This window comes from Chryseobacterium daecheongense, from assembly GCA_027920525.1.
Classification (GTDB): domain Bacteria; phylum Bacteroidota; class Bacteroidia; order Flavobacteriales; family Weeksellaceae; genus Chryseobacterium; species Chryseobacterium proteolyticum.
Map to the genome: position 1 here is coordinate 3979710 of CP115858.1, position 20193 is coordinate 3999902.

A 20193-nucleotide genomic window follows, 5' to 3' on the forward strand; every position below is an offset into this window, starting at 1 on the left:
TCTTACAGAAGAATACTATGTGTAGCTATACGAAATTAAAATGGGATATTTATTAATATATGGTAATTAATTATATGAATTTTTACTTTTACTTTGTGGCTCGAAATAATTTTTTTTCATCATTTGTGTTTTTACCTTCTTGTGATTAATATCACGAGAAGGTTTTGTTTTTTTATTGAATTCCTAATAAAACCCCGGAAACATTCCATGAACTGAAACTTGTGCCCTCTGTAGGGCCTTGAGGAATTTTGATCTGGATACTGTGTTTTCCGGCCTTTAAATCTCCCAATGAAATAAATTCTGGATTCGTAATAGTCCCGGGACACCAGTTTGATCTGCTTAAATCTGATGAAGAGAGTCCATCCGGAAAATTTCCTGATGCAGGGTTATATAAACGGTATGAACCACAGTCTGTTCTCCATGGTGTAAAAGAGAAAATCATTTTTCCATCTACAAATATGGAATTGACTTTCGGAACGAACTCATCTCCGTTTTCCCATCCGCCATGGCCTGTCGTTATATAACGTAATTGCGCATTTTTCAGATCTTTTTTTAGAGTGAATTCTACGAAGAGTCCTTTCTCGGCATTAAACATCGTGGAATAATCCTGTCCCGCCATTTCCATGATGTTGACGGTATTGAACAACGGAATTACAGTATTGTTTTTATAAACAGTCTGATCACTTTTATGAATCGTGATCTCCAGATTTACTGTATGTCCACCTTTATCATAGTTTCCTATAAAGGTTCCAATCCATAATTCTTTATCAGATAAAGAAGGCTTTAGTTCTGTAATATCCTGACGGTATGGACTGATTGTTTGCCAGTCTTTTCCTTTTAGCTGGATGTGGTTGAATTTTTGAATCCCAAATGCGGTAAAGAAGCGCATCATTTCAATGCTCGGATCATAATTATCTGTAGGGATAATGCCATAATATTGCTTTCCATTTCCGTTTTCGTATACCGGAAGTGTTTTAGCACCTTTTTCCAGGCCATCAAAAAAGGATTGCGATTTATTCTGAGGAATAAAGAAAACGGTTCCTGTTCTGTCATAAGCATCACCATTGGATTGCTGTTTTAATTCAATGAAAACATTTTCTCCTTCAGATATCTTTGGAAACTTTACCTTTTTTAAGATAATTGTTCCATTTGCAAATCTTTTTATCTTTTCGTTGGATTTGGATTCGTCCGAGAAGTTGATCATTTCGTTTTCAAAAACTTTCAAAGTAGTAAAGCGGCTTTTCCAAAGCTGGTCTTTGTAACCTAAAAGATCTGTAGAGGTAATGGGCCCTTTAATGATATCCGCAATATTGGTTTTTTTTACTTTTTTAATAGAAGTGGCAGTAATCAGAGAATTTTTATTTCTTTCAATTTCCAGAACCAATCCCAGGTTTTGTCCTAGCACTGAAGGTCCGCCACTTATCTTTAAATCTCCTGTGTACCAGATTTCTATGGTGTTGGAGTTGATTTTAGTGACAGCCTTCCGGCAGGTGTAGCCGAGAATTTTTTTTGTTTCATTGGTTAATTCAAAGGTCTGTTTGGCTACTGATTCTTTATCGGCAGTAGAAATAATCTCATCAGGCTTTAAAAACCCGTATGATACAATTGTATTTGAAGGTTTTTCAATTTTTGTAATTTCAAACGGATATTCGCTCTTTTGTTCCCTGATAGAGTTATTAAGGATAAAGTTTTCACTGCCGTTAACCCATATAAAAGTCGGTGACTGCTCTGTCTGTATTTTTCCGTTGTAAGAATTGGTATACTGGATTTCATAGGTTTGGGCAGATGAAACATAATACAGAAAAGCAAAGAAAGCAAATAAAAATCGTTTACACATGTGCGGGTGGTTTATCACAAATATACAATGTCTTACAAATGTCTACCTGTAAATTCAATGGCATTTCATGAATAGGTATTCCAAGGATACGAAATGTTACGAATATTGAGAAATTTTTTTTTTGATTAATGATGTATTGTAAAAAAAACTACTCCAGAAAATGGAGTAGTTAGTATATTTATAATGTAAGGCTGGTTAGGCTAACCTTTCTATAAGAGCCATATAGAATCCGTCATATCCTTCGCTAGGCATTACTTTTTCGTCTTTAATAAGTTTGAAGTCCGGGTTGTTTTTAAGGAATTCCTTAACCTGTCCGGTGTTTTCAGAAGGCAAAATAGAGCATGTGGCATACACCATTTTTCCACCTTTTTTAAGGATTTTAGAATAATCCTGAAGGATCTGTTGTTGTTCCAGTTTGATTCTATCAATGAAATCCTGGTCGATTTTCCATTTACTGTCAGGATTTCTTTTTAAAACTCCTAAGCCTGAGCAAGGAGCATCAATAAGAAGCCTGTCTGCTTTTTCGTGAAGACGTTTGATCACTTTATTGTCCGCGATCATACGGGTTTCAATATTATGAGCGCCTGCTCTTTTGGCACGGCGTTTTAGTTCTGCTAGTTTCCATTCAAAGATATCCAAAGCGATGATCTGTCCTTTATTTTGCATTAGTGCTGCGAGGTGAAGTGTTTTTCCTCCTGCTCCTGCACATGCATCAACTACTCTTTGTCCTTCTTTTACATCAAGGAAATATCCTATTTTTTGTGAAGAAGCATCCTGAACTTCAAATAATCCTTCTTTAAAAGCTGTTGTTAAAAAAACATTCTTTTTTTCTTCCAGCTGTACAGCGTCCTGATAATTTCTCACGGTAAAAGAGATGATACCTTCATCAGATAGATCGGAGATCAGTTCTCTGGGCGTTGTTTTAAGAGAATTTGCTCTCAAAACAGTAGGAGCCTGCTCATTTAAAGCTCTCATTTCCTTTTCCCAGCCAGCGCCTAATTCTTTTTCAAGGGTTTCAGCCAGCCATTCAGGAATAGAGTGCTCAATAGCTTTTGTAGGAACAGTATCTTTTTTTAGCTTTGTAATGATATCAGCGATTTTTATCCCGTCGAACTCTTCAAACTTTTTATAGTTTGTTTTGCTCCAAAGCAAATAAGCAAGAATGAGTTTGTATATGTTATTCGGTTTTACACCTTCTCCCATATAATACTCCAAACGCTTTTTCCAACGGATGATATTGTAAAAAATCTCAGAAACAACGGCTCTGTCCTGACTTCCCCATTTTCTGTGAGCCTTTAAAAGTCTTTCAATAACTTTATCAGCGTATTTGTTTTTTTCAAAAAATGTCTCCTGTAGGGCATCGTGAATTCCGATTGCCAGGTTTCTGTGAATAAGTTCCATAATTGCTTCTGCTGTTTTCAATCTGCAAAAGTACAAATTATAGTTGAGATTTGAGATTGATGAAGGAGATGGGAAACAGGAGGTACGATAGATGTTGATAGTTAATACATAAATAGATAAATAGGGTGGGTGATTTTTCTCCCGATACCTGATCTTATCTCTAAACCTTTCTGTTGACTTGATCCTTTAAAAAACTCTACCTTTGCAAAAAATTAAAATATGAGTGATATTGTTCTTTGTCCGAAGTGTGGTTCCGAATTTACTTATCCTAGCGACAACATGACGGTTTGTTCCCAGTGTTTTTATGAATGGAATGCTGATGAGGCAGCTGCGGAAACAGCCAATGAAGGCAAGATACTTGATTCCAATGGAAATGAGTTACAGGATGGTGATTCTGTAGTGGTTATCAAGGACCTGCCGGTAAAAGGAGCTCCAAAACCTGTAAAAGCGGGAACAAAGGTGAAAAATATCCGTCTGAGACCTGATAGTGACCATAATATCGATTGTAAAATTGACGGCTTTGGTTCGATGGCTTTGAAATCAGAGTTTGTTAAGAAAGCGTAAACCTGATAATATATTCATTGATGCGTCTTTAGGGACGCATTTTTGATATGTAAGAAGTTATAGGAAACAAAAAAAGGAAAAGATTGGACAGTGTAATCTTTCAAAGACTAGATTGCAGGATTCTGCTAATGTTCGTCCAGGAGGCAGAAAGAGAATTAACCAAAAGTTTCCTTATGCTATAGAATTACAAATGTAATAAAAAGTTTTAAAAATGAATTTCCGAAATCCGGACTTTTATCCACAAACTAACAATAAGCATATTAAGAATATGTTAATTTTGTTTTTTCCGCCATTTAGCAGTTCGGCTTTATGCAAAGACAATTTTAACGGGGCCTTCAATCTTGCTGTTGGTATATAAAACGAGATCCTTTTCCTTTGCTCTTACTTTATTCCAATAATGGTTACCGGCAAACCTGCTCTCCAGAACTTCTGCATCCATACCGTTTTCCGAAACTTTAATTTCATGCGGGTAATAGGAAAATTTAGAGATCCCAAAATTCTTCATTTCATGATCGGTGAAAATATTTACTTCCCCAAAAAGTTTAGCAACATAAGGATTGTAAGGTTCTTTGTAAGTTTCTTCCGGATGGGTGTTTTGGATCAGTCTTCCACTTTGAAGAACAACGATCTGGTCTACCCAAGGTATAATATCCTGAAGTTCATGAGTTGAGATGATTAAGGAAATGTTATGTTGCTTTACATACCTGAAAAGCCTTTCCCGAAGTTCTATTTTTCTTGGAAAATCAATATTACTAAAAGGTTCGTCCAGGATCAGGAGCTTAGGCAATATAGACAAAGCACGCGCAATAGCAACTCTTTGCTGCTGTCCGCCACTTAAATTTTTTGGGAAAACATCAGCATATTCCTGCAGGCCTACTACTTCAAGAAGTTCATGAACGGTTTCTCTTTTTTTTGATAGATTGATATTTGAAATAAACTTACCCACATTGTCTGCAACGGTGGAATAAGGCATCAGGTCAAAATTCTGTGCAACAAATTTCATTTGAGGTTCTCCGGGAACAAGATTGCCTTTCGGGCCCATAAGTGGAGTGCCGTCAAAAATAATTTCACCGCCTTCCCAGTCTAAAAGTCCATAAATTAAATTTAATAATGTAGATTTTCCACAGCCGCTTTCACCGGCCAGGGCAATGATTTTCCCTTCCTCAAATCGTATATTGAGGTTTTGAAAAAGAGGCTGGTCTTTACGATGTGAAAAATAAAGATTGTTTATCTCTAATAGCATATTACAAATGTAGTATTTTTAAAAAAGAATTATTTTTTTTATTATCTTAGCGAACGTAATAAAAAAATATCAAAAATGAGAAAAAAACTGTTTTATTTCGTTATCCCTGCCGTTTTTGCTACAGCTGTTGTTGTTTCTTGTAAAAAAGACAAACCGCTTACAAGTGAAAGTAATGATGTTACGACAACAAAAGAAGGTGCTCAATATGCATTGGATACTTTAAATAGTAAAATAGAGTGGAAGGGATATAAAGTCTTCAAATCTGAAAGTACAAGCCATTTCGGAACAATTAAGTTTGAAAGCGGTGATCTTACAGTGAAAGACGGAAAATTAGAAAGTGGAAAGTTCGTTGCTGATATGAATTCATTAACATCTGTGGATTTAAAAGATGACGCAGAGCAATTAGGAAAACTGAACGGGCATTTGAAAAGCGGGGATTTCTTTGAAGTTGAAAAATTTCCAACTGCTTCTTATGAAATTACTAAAGTTACACCGGCAGCTGAAGGTGATTATAATACTCTATTGGATGGTAATTTAACGATTAAAGGAATTACCAAGCCGCTTCAGCTTAAAGCTAATGTGTCTGTAAAAGAAGGTGAAGTAACCGTAGCTACTGAACCTAAAGATATTAAAAGAGAAGAGTTTGGTGTGAAATTCCAGGCTCCTGCTGAAAACGGAGTGATTAAAGATGAGGTAACTCTTCAGATCAACGTTAAAGCTTTAGAAAAGAAATAATTTTTTTATTTAAGTGAAATAAGTGATTGAAGTCTGCCTCTGAATAAGGGGCAGATTTTTTATGATAAAATAAGAAAGTTTTTAAACTGAAAAATCGTATTTTTGCAAAACATTTTGAAAGGGTAAAATAATGATAGAAAAGATAGAAGAACTACTCGTTGAGGTAAATAACTTCAATACTACATCTAAAGAGGAGATCGAAAATTTCCGAATCAAGTATAATGGTAAGAAAGGAGTTCTAAACGATTTTTACGAAACATTAAAGGAAGTTCCAAACGATCAGAAGAAAGAATTCGGGCAGAAAGTGAATTCTTTAAAACAGGCTATTGCCATAAAATTAGAAGATCTGAAAAGCGCTTCTGAATCTTCCGTCGTAGTAGAGAAAGATGATCTTACAAAACCTGCTTTTCCCTTGGAGCTGGGATCGAGACATCCTATCAACCTGGTGAAGAACAGAATTATTGAGATCTTTAAATCTATTGGTTTTGCGGTAGCTGATGGACCTGAAATTGAAGACGACTGGCATAACTTTACGGCACTTAACCTTCCTGAATATCATCCGGCAAGAGATATGCAGGATACTTTCTTTATTGAACAAAATCCTGATATTCTTTTGAGGACGCATACTTCTTCAGTACAGATTCGTTATATGGAGGAAAACCAACCCCCAATAAGAATTTTATCTCCTGGAAGGGTTTTCAGAAATGAAGCGGTATCTTCCCGTTCTCATTGTATTTTCCATCAGATTGAAGGGCTATACATCGATGAAAATGTAAGCTTTGCGGATTTGAAGCAAACCATCCAGTTTTTTACTACTGAACTTTTTGGAAAGTCCAAAATCAGAATGAGACCTTCTTATTTCCCTTTCACTGAACCTAGTGCTGAAATCGATGTGTACTGGGGATTAAACTCTGAAACGGATTATAGAATTACTAAAGGAACAGGCTGGCTGGAAATTATGGGTTGCGGTATGGTAGATCCGGCTGTTTTAAAAAATGTAAATATTGACCCGGAAAAATATTCTGGGTATGCTTTCGGAATGGGTATTGAGAGGATTGTAATGCTTCTTTATCAAATGAGCGATATCAGAATGTTCTTTGAAAACGATATCAGAACTTTAGAACAATTTAAGACACTATAGAAAAAGCCTCCGGTAGAGGCTTTTTTATATTTGTTAGTGGCTTTTTATTTAGAAAACCTTAAGGGGTATTTTACATTTTTAAAATCGTCGATACTTGCTTTTAAAGAACCGACAGCTAATTCAGCTTTAAGTAACATAGGAACGTGATTAGCATCATTAGAAACCCACATGGTTACTCCCTCTTTATCTTTAAATACTCTTCCACTCATTACTGACGGAACGATTTTTAAGCAATTGATGACTCCGAACTTTGTCTTTAAATTTTCGGTACCTACAACCCTTAAACGAAAAGGAAACATTTCATCATCAATCCAAACATTCATATTAATTACCGTACCCACTTTAAGCTCCGTCTGGCTTTGGCTTCTGAGATAATAAAAACAGGAAAGCATATCCTGTATTCCTTTTACAGACTTGATTACTTTGGAGCCGTTAGCCGGTGTTTTTTTATCCGTCAGGATCAGTGTATTGTTGTCATGGTTGAACACAGTTTCAAAATGTTGGCGATAGCTTCCTTCTTTTACATTTCGAACGTAGAAACTGGGAAGTCCCGTCTGTATATCAATGAAACTCTCATAAAGATCATCCACTTTAAAAAAAGCTTTTACAGCACCGGAGGTTTGTCCCGTTCCTTTTACATAGAGGTGGGGAGCTCCTTTGTAAGTTGTTTTTTGAGTTGTAAGCGTTGCATTTCCGGCAGTTAGTATTCCGTAATGAATCCTGAAAGTAATAGATTCGCCATCTGCTATATTATCAATCTGGCCAAAACCGAGAAAGAATACGAATAATGCAATGATATTGAGAATTTTCTTCATAATATGGTTTTTACAAAAACGCTGCCAAAATTAAAATTTTTCTATTTTACCCGTTATTTGATAAATCTCAGGTTTTTATTTAGACTCAATTAAATCAGCTTCGCGTTAAAATTAGTAAATTTGCAGTTATATGTAAAATTAAATTTTATTATGATTACTACCGACATATTGATTATAGGAGCCGGACCAACTGGACTTTTCGCAGTGTTTGAAGCAGGTTTGCTTAAAATGAAATGCCATATTATAGATGCACTTCCACAACCAGGAGGTCAGCTTGCCGAGCTTTATCCTAAAAAGCCTATTTTCGATATTCCGGGTTATCCTTCGGTAAATGCCGGTGATCTGGTAGATAATTTAATGGAGCAGATCAAGCAGTTTCAACCTGGGTTTACTTTAGGCGAAACGGCGGTTACGCTTACAAAAGTAGATGAGGAATGGTTTGAGGTTGTTACGAATAAAGGAACGGTTCACAGAGCGAAAGCGGTTGCTATTGCCGGTGGATTAGGAACTTTTGAGCCAAGGAAGCCTACCATCGAAAATATTGCAGATTACGAAGAAAAAGGTGTTGAATATTTTGTTAAGGAGCCTGAACACTTCAGAAATAAAAAAGTGGTTATTGCAGGAGGTGGAGATTCAGCATTGGATTGGAGTATTTTCTTATCTAACGTTGCCAGTGAAGTGACTTTGATCCATAGAAGAAATGAATTCAGGGGAGCATTGGATTCCGTAGAAAAAGTTCAGGATTTAAAGAACCAGGGAAAAATAAAATTAATTACCCCTGCCGAGGTTACTGCAATAAAAGGAGAAGGAAAAGTTTCAGCGATCACCGTTCAGGTAGATGGTGAAGAAGCTCATGATATTGAAACTGATTATTTTATTCCTTTATTCGGTTTAACTCCAAAGTTAGGAGATATTGCTAACTGGGGGCTGAATATTGAAAAGAATGCCATCGTTGTAAACAATGCGCTGGATTATCAGACAAATATTGACGGAGTTTACGCTATTGGTGATATTAATACATATCCGGGTAAATTAAAATTGATCTTATGTGGTTTCCATGAAGCAACATTAATGTGTCAAAGTGTTTATAACAGATTGAACCCTGGGAAAAAATATGTTCTTAAATATACTACTGTGAGTGGAGTAGACGGGTTCGACGGAAGCCGTAAAGAAGCAGAAAAAGCAGTTGTGAAAAAAATTGACTAATTTTGCAAAATTATGTCAGATATCAATATAAAAATTACCGATAGGGAAGGTGTAACGCACGATGTTATTGCGCCAACGGATATGTCTATGAATTTAATGGAAGTTATCCGTTCTTATGAATTAGCAGAAGAAGGAACAATCGGTGTTTGTGGAGGAATGGCTATGTGTGCTTCCTGCCAGGTGTATGTGATCAATGATCCGGGCTTAACTGAAATGGGAGATGAAGAAGATGCTATGTTAGCTGAAGCTTTCCATGTGAAGGAAAACAGCAGATTAGGATGTCAGCTGCACATCGTGGAAGACATGGAAGGGCTGGAAGTAGAGATTGCTCCTTATCCTTAGAAAATTTTTAACTTAAAATATAAAAGTCCTGAAATTTTTTTTCAGGACTTTTTTTATGTATTGGAAAATTTAGAATTCCCGGATAGCATACGTATACTGTATCTTTGAATTGTATTTTCCTGCTGATGAAATCATGTGGAACCTATGGACTCCACATGACTGATTATTACTTTGAATAATTATTTCTGAGGAATATTCGCTAAAATTTCTTTCAGGAAACTCCAGAATTTTTGTGTTGAAGGGATATTGGCCTTTTCATCAGGAGAGTGGGCTCCTCTGATGGTAGGTCCAAAGCTTACCATTTCCATTTCCGGATAGTTAGCACCGATGATCCCACATTCCAGACCTGCATGGCAAGCTACTACATGAGGCTTTTCAGTGAATTTTTCGGTATAGATCTTTTCCATGAGCTGAACGATTTCAGATCCGGGTTTTGGTTTCCATCCGGGATAAGAGCCACTGAATTCTACCTGCATTCCTGCCAGTTCAGAAACTGATTTTAACTGTTCTGCCACAGCATATTTAGTTGAGTCAACTGAAGATCTTGACAAGTTTAATATTTTTAAATTTCCACCTTTAAGTTCTACTCTTGCCACATTGTTGGACGTTTCTACAAGATCTTTTACATCCGGACTCATTCTGTAAACACCATTGTGAAGAGATTTTAGGACTAAAATAACCTTTTTAGAATCTTCTTCAGACAGGGCTTTATCAGAGCTTGTTGAATTTTCTATATTGATCTGAAGACCTGGCTCAACAGTTGCAAATTCTTCTAAAATTTCTTTTTTAAGACCATTGGTTAGCTCCTCAATAAACTCATTGGCATTTCTTACAGAGATAATAGCTACTGCTTCTCTTGGGATCGCATTCCTTAAACCACCACCATCAATTGAAATTAATTGTACATTTTCTTTTGGTAAACCGCTGTAAAGCAATCTTCCCAAAATAATATTGGAATTCCCGAAACCTTTATGGATATCCATTCCCGAGTGACCTCCCTGTAGTCCTTTGATTTCAATTCTTACAATTTGTCCTTTCGCTGCGTCAAGCTCATAGTTTTGAGTGATAGTAACATCTATTCCTCCTGCACAGCCGATATCAATCTCATCATCTTCCTCGGTGTCAAGATTCAATAGGATCTGTCCGGTAAGCTGTCCTGGCTTTAACCCAAGAGCTCCGGTCATTCCTGTTTCTTCATCAATGGTAAAAAGTGCTTCTAAATCCGGATGCGGAATGTCTGAACTTTCTAAAATAGACATGATCGTAGCTACACCTAAACCATTATCTGCTCCTAATGTAGTTCCTTTTGCTCTTACCCAGTCTCCGTCAACTTCCATTTTGATACCTTCTGTATCAAAATCAAAATTAACATCACTGTTTTTCTGACAAACCATATCCAAATGTGATTGTAATACAATCGATTTACGGTTTTCCATTCCTGCTGTTGCAGGTTTTTTAATAATAACATTTCCTACTTCATCTACTGTTGTGGGTAATCCCAGACTTTCACCAAATCCTTTAATAAATGCGATTACTTTTTCTTCTTTTTTTGAAGGTCTTGGAACAGCATTTAATTTGGAGAAATTCTTCCAGATAATCTGCGGTTCTATATTGGATAATTCCATAAAATTTATTTTTATCAAAATTACGAATAAAAAATGCTCCCGTAAATTCGGGAGCAGTCTTTTTTATTTTGGAGAGGAAAATTTTTGAAAAGCGGAATTACAGAATGATTAGCACCCACATTCTCCATAAATAGGCAATGTGATGACAGTTCCGTCAGGTTTTTCAATGGTTATGGTCCCTTCAAATAATAGAGCTTCTTCCCCTTTGATTTTTTTACCTTTTACGGATATTTTATAATCGTCATTTTCTATTTCTTTGGTTAGAAGTTCATCAGCTTCCATATCGCTGGATGAGATCAGGTTCATGGCTAATCTTTTTCCGTCCAGTTTCATGTAAGCTGTTTTTCCTGCATCATCAGCATAGATGTACTTTTCCGCTTCGAAATCAGCTTTGCTTTTTGCAAAGTAACATGAGCATTCTTTAATCTCCTTGGGGAAGGCTATCGTTTCAACCAGGATTTTTCCTGAACTCTCCACTTTTGCAGAATCCTGAACAATATTCAGTGAATCTTTGGGAGTGGTTGTTAAAACGTTTGGTTGTTCTTTTTTACAAGCTACTACCAAGAGTGCTGAAAAGATAATAATAAGGTATTTCATTGTTTGTGGTTTTAATGCATTTATCCTCTGGCTCTTTCAAGCAGAACCATCATTAATAAAGAAAGTATAACCAGACTTTCGTCCTCATCATCTATATCGATCATTCTGTCTAGCTGGAATCTTCTGCCAAAAAATGAAGGCATCTTTTTTAATTTAAAATATTCTTTTCCATCCACGCCTCTTACCGTGTAAGCAGGATTTAAGAAATATCCGGTAAACATACCGATGATCGGAATTTCACTTACCATCCCGTCGAAGAATTTTGTCCATGCATTATCTTCCGTTACTGTAAATTTAGGCTGATCATTTGCGTCCAGGATATTATAAGTTGACTTCCAGAGTGAACGCATTCCTTTTCTTGCCAGCCTTCCGAAGTTTTTTTTATCAACAAGATCATTTAAAGAGTAGGATGCATTAAAATCGATCCACTTATTGGCTTGTATCCTGAAAAGCTCCTTAGATTTGCTTTCATCATTAAAGACAATAACATCTTCCTTTAGCTTAAACATTTTTTGGCGAACATACGCCACATAGTTCCCGTTTCTGTCTGTAATATTAAAATCACTGGCTAATGTTGTGATTTTGAATTTGAAATCCAGAGGATAATTAAGGTTGTTAAGAATCATTTAGTTTATTTTTTTCATATATTTTCCAAAGATATATCTTTTATTGGAGAAGGAGATGATTTATGCTTGAGAAAGCCCTATAGACTCATCTTTTTATATTATTTTTGTAAGTAATTATGGATTATCCAAGTAAAGTTTTGGCAAAAGCTGTGGATGAGATTTCAGGACTTCCCGGAATTGGCAGGAAAACAGCTTTGCGTCTGGCGCTTCATTTATTAAAACAGCCCAATTCCAGGGCAGTTGGTCTCGGCAATTCTCTTATCAGTTTAGTTAATGATATAAAATACTGTAAGGAATGTCATAATTTTTCGGATTTTGATGTTTGCGAAATCTGCAGCAGTTCCAAAAGAAGTGATGAGGTGATTTGTATAGTAGAGGATGTACGGGATGTTATTGCTATTGAAAATACAGGAAAATACACAGGGAAATATCTGATTCTGGGAGGTAAGATTTCTCCTATGGAAGGAATCGGTCCGAATCAGCTTAATATTCCAAGCATTGAAAGGAAATTGAATACAGGGCTGGTCAAAGAATTTATTTTTGCTTTGAGCGCAACCATGGAAGGGGACACCACAGCGTATTATATTTATAAGAAATTTAAAAATTTCAATGTAAGTTTTTCAAGCATTGCCAGAGGGATTTCAGTAGGGGATGAACTTGAGTATGCGGATGAGATTTCTTTGGGCAGGTCCATTATCAACAGGCTTCCTTATAACGAAAAGGATTAAAAATGAATACCAGGCTCTCAATAATAATTGTTAATTATAACGTTACCCAGTTACTTCGGAATTGCCTTTTATCCATTAAAAAATATGTAAAAGAAGTTCCCTATGAAGTCATCATTATTGACAATGCTTCTACAGACACCTCATGGCGAAATCTGATAGAAGAATTTCCGGGTTTTCATTTTATCGCTTCCGAAAGTAATGATGGTTTTTCAAAAGCCAATAATACAGCTATAAAAAGGGCAGTGGGAGATTATGTTCTGATCCTCAATCCTGACACCGAACTTGAAGGCTGTTATATGGATGAGATTTTAGATTTTGCAGATGCTCAGCCTGACTTTGGGTGTCTGGGAGTGAGAATGCATGATGCAAAAGGCGCATTTTTACCGGAAAGCAAACGTTCGGTTCCGGATATGTTCAATTCCTTCGAAAAGTTATTTGTGAATTTTAAGAATAACAATTCAAAATCCTATTATCGGAATGACATTGATGAAAATGCAATTGATAAGGTGGAAGTGATCACCGGTGCATTTTTTCTTGTTAAGAGAGAGGTTTATGAAAGAGTAGGCGGCCTGGATGAAGCTTATTTCATGTATGGTGAAGATATCGATTTATGTTATACCTTACTTAGGAATGGCTTTACGAATTACTATTATGGTAAAGCTTCAATATTGCACTATAAAGGAGAAAGTACGGTAAAAAATGAGCTCTATCTCGAGCGCTTTTATGGGGCTATGCAGATTTTTATCAGTAAATATTACAAGGAATCGAAGCCTTTGCAGTATTCATTTTTAAAAGCAGGCTTAAGGCTCCGGCACAAAATAGAAAAGATCAAATTAAAATAAAAAGCAACTCAATTGAGTTGCTTTTTTAATATGTAAAAATAGTATTTGCTTATTTAGCAGGAGTAACAGGAGCCTGAGCTGGTGCTGTTGTTTGAGAAGCCGGAGCAGATTGTTTTGCAGGAGCTTCTTTTTTAACAGGTTGCTGAACCGGAGCCGTTTGTGATGGCTTTCCTGTGATTACAACACTGATAAGAATAAGAACAATGATTGTCGCTCCCAAGGTCCATGTTGCTTTTTCCATAAAGTCGTTGGTTCTTTGTACTCCGAATTGCGCAGATGAAGCACCTCCGAAGGTACTGGAAAGGCCTCCTCCTTTAGGATTTTGAGCCATAACGATAATTACCAGTAAAACACTAGCAATCATAACAAGAACCATCAATAGTATAAATATAGAATCCATTAATTTGATATCTTTTTGAATGGGCAAATTTAATCTTTTTTTACCGAACAGCAAAATAAGATTTTAGTAAAAAGAAAAAACAGCAACAATTGTTGCTGTTTTTTCTTTAAAAGAGATTATTCTTATTTAAAATCAGAATCCTTGGCCTGATTGATCTGATAAGATTTTACAGCCAGGTTTATATCCATTCCGCCCATATTCTGAATAATGGTATGAGGTAATTTTACGCCGGATACATCTTTATAATCAGCATAGCTTGTAGGGGTAGAACCCTGCTCTCCACTTTTTACTTCTCCTGTTTTCAGACCAGTTTTTACACTATAATAATATGTGTCTTTTGCGCCTTTCACTACGTAGGAATCTTCGTTGTTATATTTTTCAATTCCTGCTAATTTATATTCAGTAGATTTTGCGAAATTAATTTCCGGGAATAGTTCTTTCTCATCAGACATTTCGGCTTTCTGCTTGTCGCTTAGAGGAACCTTTTTCCCTTGAACTTCCATGTAGCCATCTTTTCCGTCGAATACAATTTTTTGTACGGTATTTCCCATCATGCTGATGTTCATAGCCATTTTACCTTCTTTAGCCTGAATCATTTTCATGTTCATTTCCATGCCCTGTACTTTTGTAGTAGCGTCACTGGAAATAGAATTGATCTTCTGAACAGCAGCAAGACCTCCGATTGCATTGATGTATTTATCCGCTACAGATCCGATCGTAACACCTGCATCTACTTTTTGTGCAGCCGGTTTTGCTACAGGATTAGCTTCCTTATCAAAATATTTTACCGGGTAGCCTAATTTTTCCAGACCTTCAGAAATATCAGAAGCTTTACCTGCGATGAAAATTCTGCTTTGATTAGGAAGTATTGTCGCTTTAACCGCACTTGTAACATCTGCAGCGGTTACTTTGTCAATAGATTTCAGATAATTGGTATAGAAATCTGAAGGAAGATCCTGTACTTTTTGATTTAATGCAAATCTTGCAATGGTTTCAGGTTTCTCCAAAGACATAATGAAGTTTCCTTTCAGCTTTGCTTTAGCATTTTCAAGCTCTTCCGGTTTTACGGTAGAAATAGCATTCAGTTCATTCATGAATTCTTTAACGGCTTTGTCTGTAACTTCGTTTCTTACACTTGCCTGTGCTGAGAAATTAGGAGAATATTTGCTGGCAGACATACTTGAATAAGCTCCGTAAGTAAATCCGTTTTTTTCACGAAGATTCATGAAAAGTCTAGCTTCACCACCTCCTCCAAGGATGTAGTTGGCAATTGTTGCAGGGAAGTAGTTGGGATCTTTCATTTTCAGTGTATTCAGATTGCCTACGGAAACAACCGATTGTACAGCTGAAGGAACATCAACAACATTGATCTCTGTTTTTGCAACATTTGAAGCAGGTTCTAATGCGGTAAAAGCAGTATTGGATTTTTTCCATCCGCTGAATGCTTTTTCGATCAAAGGTTTTACCTGATCATATTTAACATCTCCAACGATAACTAAATAAGCATTGTCCGGAGCGTAATATTTTTTGTAGATATTCTGAACATCGGCCAGCTGGATTTTATTGATGGACTCAACGGTCTCAAACTCTCCTCTGGATGTGTTTTTTCCATACTGTAAAGCATTGGAAACCCTTGCTGCTATAGAAGAAGCGTTTTTATCATCAGATTTTAAACTTTCAATAGCTCTTTCCTTAGAATTCTGGATTTCTTCAGCAGAAAATTTTGGATTAATAATAGCATCAGCCATTAATCCCAATACCTCAGGGAAATATTTTGAAAGAGAACTTGCGAAAGCTCCGGAAGATGAAAAGTTAAGGTTAGCTCCCAGAAAATCTACCTTTTTATTAAATTCATCTTTACCGATATTGGTTGTTCCGTTTTCGAACTGTTCTGCCATGATTTCGCTTACACCGGTCACATTTCCTTCATGGTAAGGAGGTCTGTCCATAGATAGATTGGCGCTTACTCGTGGTAACTTGTTGTTTTCTACAACCATCACCGTAAGGCCATTGCTTAGCTGGAAAGTTTTTGGCTTGGCAATGTTTATCGCTGGAGTAGGACCTGGCTTTGGCATTGCATTAAGATCTATTTTTTGTGCTGAAAGCATTCCGGTAAATAAAAATGCTACGGCTATATATGTTAATTGCTTTTTCATTTGTAAATAATTGTTTGTTATAATCACTTTTAACCCAACTGATCTGGATTATTTTTTTTCAGGTACGTAATTAATGATTATTCTTTGATTAGGATTCAGGTACTTTTTAGCAGCATTTTGAAGATCTTCTCTTGTGATGGATCTGTAAATGTCAATTTCTTTGTTGATTAAATTGGTGTTCCCCATCAATACGTGGTTTGTTGCTAATGAAGCAGCAATTCCCTGAATACTTGAATTCTGATTTACAAACTGGTTTTCAAACTGATTCTGAATTTTCTGATAATCTTCCTGAGAGATTAGAGTTGTTTGTAATTTTTTGATCTCAGCATCAATGTCAGACTGTAAAGTTTGCTTTGTAGTCTGTCCCATTGGGATTGCGAAAAATGCAAATATACTGTAGTCTTCAAGTCCCTGGTTGAAAGCCGCTACCTGAAGTGCTTTTTTGTCCTGATCTACTAATTTTTTATACAAAACAGATGATTTTCCGTTGCTTAAATAAGTTGAAAGCATATCCAGAACGTAGGCATCTTTCTCTTTATTGGCAGGTGTTCTGTAGGCAAAAACATAGGCCGGAAGCTGGATGTTAGGATCTGTAGCAGTAACTTCCTTCTCCTGAGTGATAGGAGCATCTTTCGGGAAATCTTTAGGATAGATTGTTCCTTTTGGAATTCCTCCGTAATATTCTTCAATCCATTTTTTAGTCTGTTCAGGCTTAATATCTCCTGCTACGACCAAAGTGGCATTGTTAGGTACATAATATTTTTTATAAAATGCCTGGAATTCTTCAAGTTTAGCAGAATTCAGGTCCTCCATTGATCCGATGGTTGGCCAATTGTACGGGTGATTGGTGAAAAGATTTTTTTGGATGGTGGTAAAAAGATTCCCGTAAGGCTGGTTGTCCATTCTCAATCTTTTTTCCTCCTTAACAACCTCTCTCTGAGTATCTACTCCAACCTGGTTGATAACAGCGTGACGCATTCTTTCAGCTTCCATCCAAAGTCCCAGTTGTTCGTTGTTGGAAGGGAAAGTTTCATAGTAATATGTTCTGTCATTGGTTGTATTGGCATTGTTTTGCCCTCCGTTGGAAGAAACTATTTTAAACCAGTCACCTCTTTTGATATTAGGTGTTCCTTCAAATAAAAGATGTTCAAAGAAGTGAGCGAAACCGGTTCTTCCTTTTACTTCATCCTTGGCACCTACGTGGTACATTACTCCTGTTGTAACTACCGGTGCTGTATTGTCCTGATGAAGAATCACGTGTAAACCGTTTGGTAAATCATACTCTTCGAATTTGATTTGTTGTGCATTCAGCATCACTCCAAAGAAAGCTACAGCAGCAACAGAAAGAAGTCGTTTTTTCATAAAGTAGAAATTGTTTGTCAATAAGTCCTAAAAATACTTTAATTGTTACAATTATTATGTGAAATTTTTAACTGAATTATTGGTTTTGTTAAATATATCATACCTGCATTTCAAAAATTTGAATTCTCCTTTTAATACATTATTTTTGTATTCCCAAAATTTTTTGCAGCATGGACTATTTGAAAGGACTCAATGAATCACAATACGAAGCCGTTACTACTTTACAGGGACCTTTAATGGTACTTGCAGGAGCAGGTTCGGGGAAAACGCGTGTACTTACTATGCGTATCGCCCATCTGATTACAAACGGTGTCGATCCTTTCAATATTTTAGCCCTTACCTTTACCAATAAAGCAGCACGTGAAATGAAGGAGCGTATTGCAAAGGTAGTAGGCCCCGGTAATGCAAGAAGTTTGTGGATGGGAACTTTTCACTCGGTATTTGCAAGAATTTTGAGAAGTGAAGCTCATTATCTGGGATTTCCATCGAATTTTACAATTTATGATCAGCAGGATGCGTTGAATGTAATCCGGAAAGTGCTGAAAGACATGAATATAGATGCGGATCTTTATAAACCTAAAAAAGTCCAGGCAAGAATTTCAAACTATAAGAATAACCTGATCACGGTAAAAGCCTATTTCAACAACCCTGAATTGATGGAGGCTGATGAAAAAGCGAATATGAAGTTTATCGGTCAGATTTATCAGAAATATGTAGAAGCCTGTTTTAAAAACGGGGCGATGGACTTTGATGATTTATTGTTAAAAACCAATGAACTGCTTACCCGGTTTCCTGAGGTTTTAGCCAAATATCAGGACAGATTCCGTTATATTCTGGTAGATGAGTACCAGGATACGAATCACTCTCAGTACCTGATTGTAAAGGCACTGGCTTCAAAGTTTGAAAATATATGTGTAGTGGGAGATGATGCTCAATCGATCTATTCATTCCGGGGAGCCAATATTTATAACATTTTAAATTTTAAGAAAGATTATCCTGATGCGGTGACGGTTTCTTTGGAACAAAACTACCGTTCAACACAAAATATCGTGAATGCCGCTAATGTGGTGATTGCAAAAAACCTTCAGCAGTTCAAAAAGAATGTATTCAGTGAGAATGAAGAAGGAGATAAAATAAAAATCTACCGTTCGCTTTCGGATGCGGATGAAGCCAACTTTGTGGCTGGAAATATATGGGAGCTTCATAACAGGGACCAGCGAAAATTTAGTGATTTTGCCATTTTATACAGGACGAACTCTCAGACCAGGGCTTTTGAAGATGCTCTGAGACGTAAGAATATCCCTTATAAAGTATATGGAGGTTTATCTTTCTATCAAAGGAAAGAGGTAAAGGACCTTATTGCTTACCTGCGTCTTCTTATCAATGAAAATGATTCGGAAGCATTGACAAGGATCATCAATTATCCTACGAGAGGGATCGGAGAAACAACGCAGAATAAACTGGTCGTTTTTGCAGATGCCCATAACGTGTCTGTAGCAAAGGTCCTGGATAATCTTCCGATGTATTCTCAACAGTTAGGATTCAATAATGGTGTTCTCAACAAACTGAATGATTTCTGGTCAATGATCAAGGCTTTTCAGGTATTGCTGAAAACAGAAACAGCTTACAGTGTTGCCATGGAAGTTGCAAAACGAAGTGGTCTGATCAAATTTCTGAAAGATGACGGAACTCCCGAAGGGATTTCAAGGGTAGAAAACGTACAGGAACTCATGAACTCTATGCAGGGTTTTATAGAAGAGCAGATGCAGCTGGAGGACGGAGATCCTAGTTTATCCAATTTCCTTGAAAATATTGCCCTTTCAGCAGATACGCAAGCAAAAGATGAAGAAGATGATATGGTTTCCCTGATGACCATTCACCTTTCCAAAGGACTTGAGTTTCCTGTTGTGCATCTTGTAGGAATGGAAGAAAATCTTTTCCCTAGTTTTATGAGTTCAGCAACAAGGGAAGATCTGGAAGAAGAAAGACGTTTGTTTTACGTAGCCTTGACAAGAGCCGAGAAGCAGGCATTTTTCTCTTATGCCATTTCCAGATTCCAATGGGGAAAAATTACAGATGCAGAACCATCAAGATTCTTAAGTGAAATTGATGAAGAGTATCTGGAATTCATCAATCCTGCAATGGAAAAACGTTTTATTAATCAAAGCGGGCTTAAATCCAATATTTTTGATGAACATCCTTCAGAAATACGTAGTTTTAAAAAGGTAGAGAAGAAAACCATTGAAAAGAATGAGAATTCAAAACCAATTGCTGAACCTCGTAAACTGAAACCCGTAAGTACGGCCAAAATCATTAACCCAAGCGGAGCCTCTTCTCAGGATATTGAAGTGGGAGATAAGGTGAGACATGATCGTTTTGGTGTCGGGGAAGTTACTTTTCTGGATGGAACAGACCCTCAGAATATCAAGGCTAAAGTGGTCTTCATGCATGAAGGCGAGAAAAATCTTATTCTGAAATATGCTAAACTAACCAAAATTTAAAAACATAGACGTAAGCTATCAGAACTTTTTATAAATTATAAGTCTACTTATTTTGTAGACTTGTAAATATGA

Annotated in this window: 18 protein-coding genes; 8 read left to right on the forward strand and 10 right to left on the reverse strand. The window is 36.5% G+C overall.

Going from position 1 to position 20193, the window contains the following annotated elements; translation table 11 throughout:
* Positions 1-172: 172 nt before the first annotated feature.
* Together PFY10_17805 and PFY10_17810 are read right to left on the reverse strand one after the other, a co-directional pair.
* The gene (locus PFY10_17805) at positions 173-1837 is read right to left on the reverse strand and encodes a GLPGLI family protein (protein ID WBV56056.1); all 1665 of its coding nucleotides are present in this window, start codon (positions 1835-1837) and stop codon (positions 173-175) included.
* A gap of 195 nt (positions 1838-2032) precedes the next feature.
* Positions 2033-3238: an RsmB/NOP family class I SAM-dependent RNA methyltransferase gene (locus PFY10_17810; protein WBV58961.1), complete on the reverse strand. Its 1206-nt coding sequence runs from the start codon at positions 3236-3238 to the stop codon at positions 2033-2035.
* A gap of 219 nt (positions 3239-3457) precedes the next feature.
* Here PFY10_17810 and PFY10_17815 point away from each other — a divergent pair, with 219 nt between their 5' ends.
* Positions 3458-3802, forward strand: coding sequence for a zinc ribbon domain-containing protein YjdM (locus tag PFY10_17815; GenBank protein WBV56057.1), 345 nt, complete (start codon positions 3458-3460; stop codon positions 3800-3802).
* A 307-nt stretch (positions 3803-4109) separates the two neighbouring features.
* Here the strand turns inward: PFY10_17815 and PFY10_17820 are convergent, their stop codons facing one another.
* Positions 4110-5045, reverse strand: a complete 936-nt coding sequence (locus PFY10_17820; protein ID WBV56058.1) for an ABC transporter ATP-binding protein — start codon at positions 5043-5045, stop codon at positions 4110-4112.
* Between the two features lie 75 nt (positions 5046-5120).
* Here PFY10_17820 and PFY10_17825 point away from each other — a divergent pair, with 75 nt between their 5' ends.
* Both PFY10_17825 and pheS read left to right on the forward strand, forming a co-directional pair.
* The gene (locus PFY10_17825) at positions 5121-5780 is read left to right on the forward strand and encodes a YceI family protein (protein WBV56059.1); all 660 of its coding nucleotides are present in this window, start codon (positions 5121-5123) and stop codon (positions 5778-5780) included.
* A 130-nt stretch (positions 5781-5910) separates the two neighbouring features.
* Positions 5911-6921 carry a phenylalanine--tRNA ligase subunit alpha gene (gene pheS, locus PFY10_17830; protein WBV56060.1) on the forward strand — a complete coding sequence of 337 codons (1011 nt, stop codon included), beginning with the start codon at positions 5911-5913 and terminating at the stop codon, positions 6919-6921.
* 44 nt (positions 6922-6965) lie between these two features.
* Here pheS and PFY10_17835 read toward each other — a convergent pair whose 3' ends face one another.
* The gene (locus tag PFY10_17835) at positions 6966-7736 is read right to left on the reverse strand and encodes a DUF3108 domain-containing protein (protein WBV56061.1); all 771 of its coding nucleotides are present in this window, start codon (positions 7734-7736) and stop codon (positions 6966-6968) included.
* Positions 7737-7886: 150 nt separating this feature from the next.
* Between PFY10_17835 and PFY10_17840 the strand changes: the two genes are divergently transcribed.
* Both PFY10_17840 and PFY10_17845 read left to right on the forward strand, forming a co-directional pair.
* A complete protein-coding gene (locus PFY10_17840) occupies positions 7887-8942 on the forward strand; it encodes an NAD(P)/FAD-dependent oxidoreductase (protein WBV56062.1) in 1056 nt (351 codons plus the stop codon).
* A 12-nt stretch (positions 8943-8954) separates the two neighbouring features.
* Positions 8955-9284 carry a 2Fe-2S iron-sulfur cluster-binding protein gene (locus tag PFY10_17845; GenBank protein ID WBV56063.1) on the forward strand — a complete coding sequence of 110 codons (330 nt, stop codon included), beginning with the start codon at positions 8955-8957 and terminating at the stop codon, positions 9282-9284.
* A gap of 179 nt (positions 9285-9463) precedes the next feature.
* Here PFY10_17845 and PFY10_17850 read toward each other — a convergent pair whose 3' ends face one another.
* The 3 genes from PFY10_17850 to PFY10_17860 form a co-directional block, all read right to left on the reverse strand.
* Entirely contained in the window at positions 9464-10909 is a 1446-nt protein-coding gene (locus tag PFY10_17850) for an aminoacyl-histidine dipeptidase (GenBank protein ID WBV56064.1), read from the reverse strand.
* A gap of 108 nt (positions 10910-11017) precedes the next feature.
* Entirely contained in the window at positions 11018-11506 is a 489-nt protein-coding gene (locus PFY10_17855; GenBank protein ID WBV56065.1) for a hypothetical protein, read from the reverse strand.
* 20 nt (positions 11507-11526) lie between these two features.
* Positions 11527-12132 (reverse strand): hypothetical protein, encoded by a 606-nt coding sequence (locus PFY10_17860; GenBank protein ID WBV56066.1) that lies wholly within the window; start codon positions 12130-12132, stop codon positions 11527-11529.
* Positions 12133-12248: 116 nt separating this feature from the next.
* Between PFY10_17860 and recR the strand changes: the two genes are divergently transcribed.
* Positions 12249-12860, forward strand: a complete 612-nt coding sequence (recR, locus tag PFY10_17865) for a recombination mediator RecR (protein ID WBV56067.1) — start codon at positions 12249-12251, stop codon at positions 12858-12860.
* Positions 12861-12862: 2 nt separating this feature from the next.
* Positions 12863-13702: a glycosyltransferase family 2 protein gene (locus tag PFY10_17870; protein ID WBV56068.1), complete on the forward strand. Its 840-nt coding sequence runs from the start codon at positions 12863-12865 to the stop codon at positions 13700-13702.
* Positions 13703-13751: 49 nt separating this feature from the next.
* Here the strand turns inward: PFY10_17870 and secG are convergent, their stop codons facing one another.
* The 3 genes from secG to PFY10_17885 form a co-directional block, all read right to left on the reverse strand.
* Complete coding sequence (secG, locus tag PFY10_17875) at positions 13752-14102, reverse strand: preprotein translocase subunit SecG (protein ID WBV56069.1); 351 nt, start codon at positions 14100-14102, stop codon at positions 13752-13754.
* Between the two features lie 122 nt (positions 14103-14224).
* The gene (locus PFY10_17880; protein ID WBV56070.1) at positions 14225-16258 is read right to left on the reverse strand and encodes a pitrilysin family protein; all 2034 of its coding nucleotides are present in this window, start codon (positions 16256-16258) and stop codon (positions 14225-14227) included.
* A gap of 48 nt (positions 16259-16306) precedes the next feature.
* The gene (locus tag PFY10_17885; protein WBV56071.1) at positions 16307-17620 is read right to left on the reverse strand and encodes a pitrilysin family protein; all 1314 of its coding nucleotides are present in this window, start codon (positions 17618-17620) and stop codon (positions 16307-16309) included.
* Between the two features lie 170 nt (positions 17621-17790).
* Between PFY10_17885 and PFY10_17890 the strand changes: the two genes are divergently transcribed.
* On the forward strand, positions 17791-20121 hold the full coding sequence (locus PFY10_17890) for a UvrD-helicase domain-containing protein (protein ID WBV56072.1): 2331 nt from the start codon (positions 17791-17793) through the stop codon (positions 20119-20121).
* Positions 20122-20193: the final 72 nt, after the last annotated feature.

Coding starts and splice junctions, on each gene's coding strand:
- recR (WBV56067.1), top strand. CDS start 12,249: ATGGATTATCCAAGTAAAGTTTTGGCAAAAGCTGTGGATGAGATTTCA.
- PFY10_17890 (WBV56072.1), top strand. CDS start 17,791: ATGGACTATTTGAAAGGACTCAATGAATCACAATACGAAGCCGTTACT.
- PFY10_17855 (WBV56065.1), bottom strand. CDS start 11,506: ATGAAATACCTTATTATTATCTTTTCAGCACTCTTGGTAGTAGCTTGT.
- PFY10_17820 (WBV56058.1), bottom strand. CDS start 5,045: ATGCTATTAGAGATAAACAATCTTTATTTTTCACATCGTAAAGACCAG.
- PFY10_17810 (WBV58961.1), bottom strand. CDS start 3,238: ATGGAACTTATTCACAGAAACCTGGCAATCGGAATTCACGATGCCCTA.
- PFY10_17840 (WBV56062.1), top strand. CDS start 7,887: ATGATTACTACCGACATATTGATTATAGGAGCCGGACCAACTGGACTT.
- PFY10_17835 (WBV56061.1), bottom strand. CDS start 7,736: ATGAAGAAAATTCTCAATATCATTGCATTATTCGTATTCTTTCTCGGT.
- PFY10_17885 (WBV56071.1), bottom strand. CDS start 17,620: ATGAAAAAACGACTTCTTTCTGTTGCTGCTGTAGCTTTCTTTGGAGTG.
- PFY10_17805 (WBV56056.1), bottom strand. CDS start 1,837: ATGTGTAAACGATTTTTATTTGCTTTCTTTGCTTTTCTGTATTATGTT.
- PFY10_17845 (WBV56063.1), top strand. CDS start 8,955: ATGTCAGATATCAATATAAAAATTACCGATAGGGAAGGTGTAACGCAC.
- secG (WBV56069.1), bottom strand. CDS start 14,102: ATGGATTCTATATTTATACTATTGATGGTTCTTGTTATGATTGCTAGT.
- PFY10_17870 (WBV56068.1), top strand. CDS start 12,863: ATGAATACCAGGCTCTCAATAATAATTGTTAATTATAACGTTACCCAG.
- PFY10_17850 (WBV56064.1), bottom strand. CDS start 10,909: ATGGAATTATCCAATATAGAACCGCAGATTATCTGGAAGAATTTCTCC.
- PFY10_17880 (WBV56070.1), bottom strand. CDS start 16,258: ATGAAAAAGCAATTAACATATATAGCCGTAGCATTTTTATTTACCGGA.
- PFY10_17825 (WBV56059.1), top strand. CDS start 5,121: ATGAGAAAAAAACTGTTTTATTTCGTTATCCCTGCCGTTTTTGCTACA.
- pheS (WBV56060.1), top strand. CDS start 5,911: ATGATAGAAAAGATAGAAGAACTACTCGTTGAGGTAAATAACTTCAAT.
- PFY10_17815 (WBV56057.1), top strand. CDS start 3,458: ATGAGTGATATTGTTCTTTGTCCGAAGTGTGGTTCCGAATTTACTTAT.
- PFY10_17860 (WBV56066.1), bottom strand. CDS start 12,132: ATGATTCTTAACAACCTTAATTATCCTCTGGATTTCAAATTCAAAATC.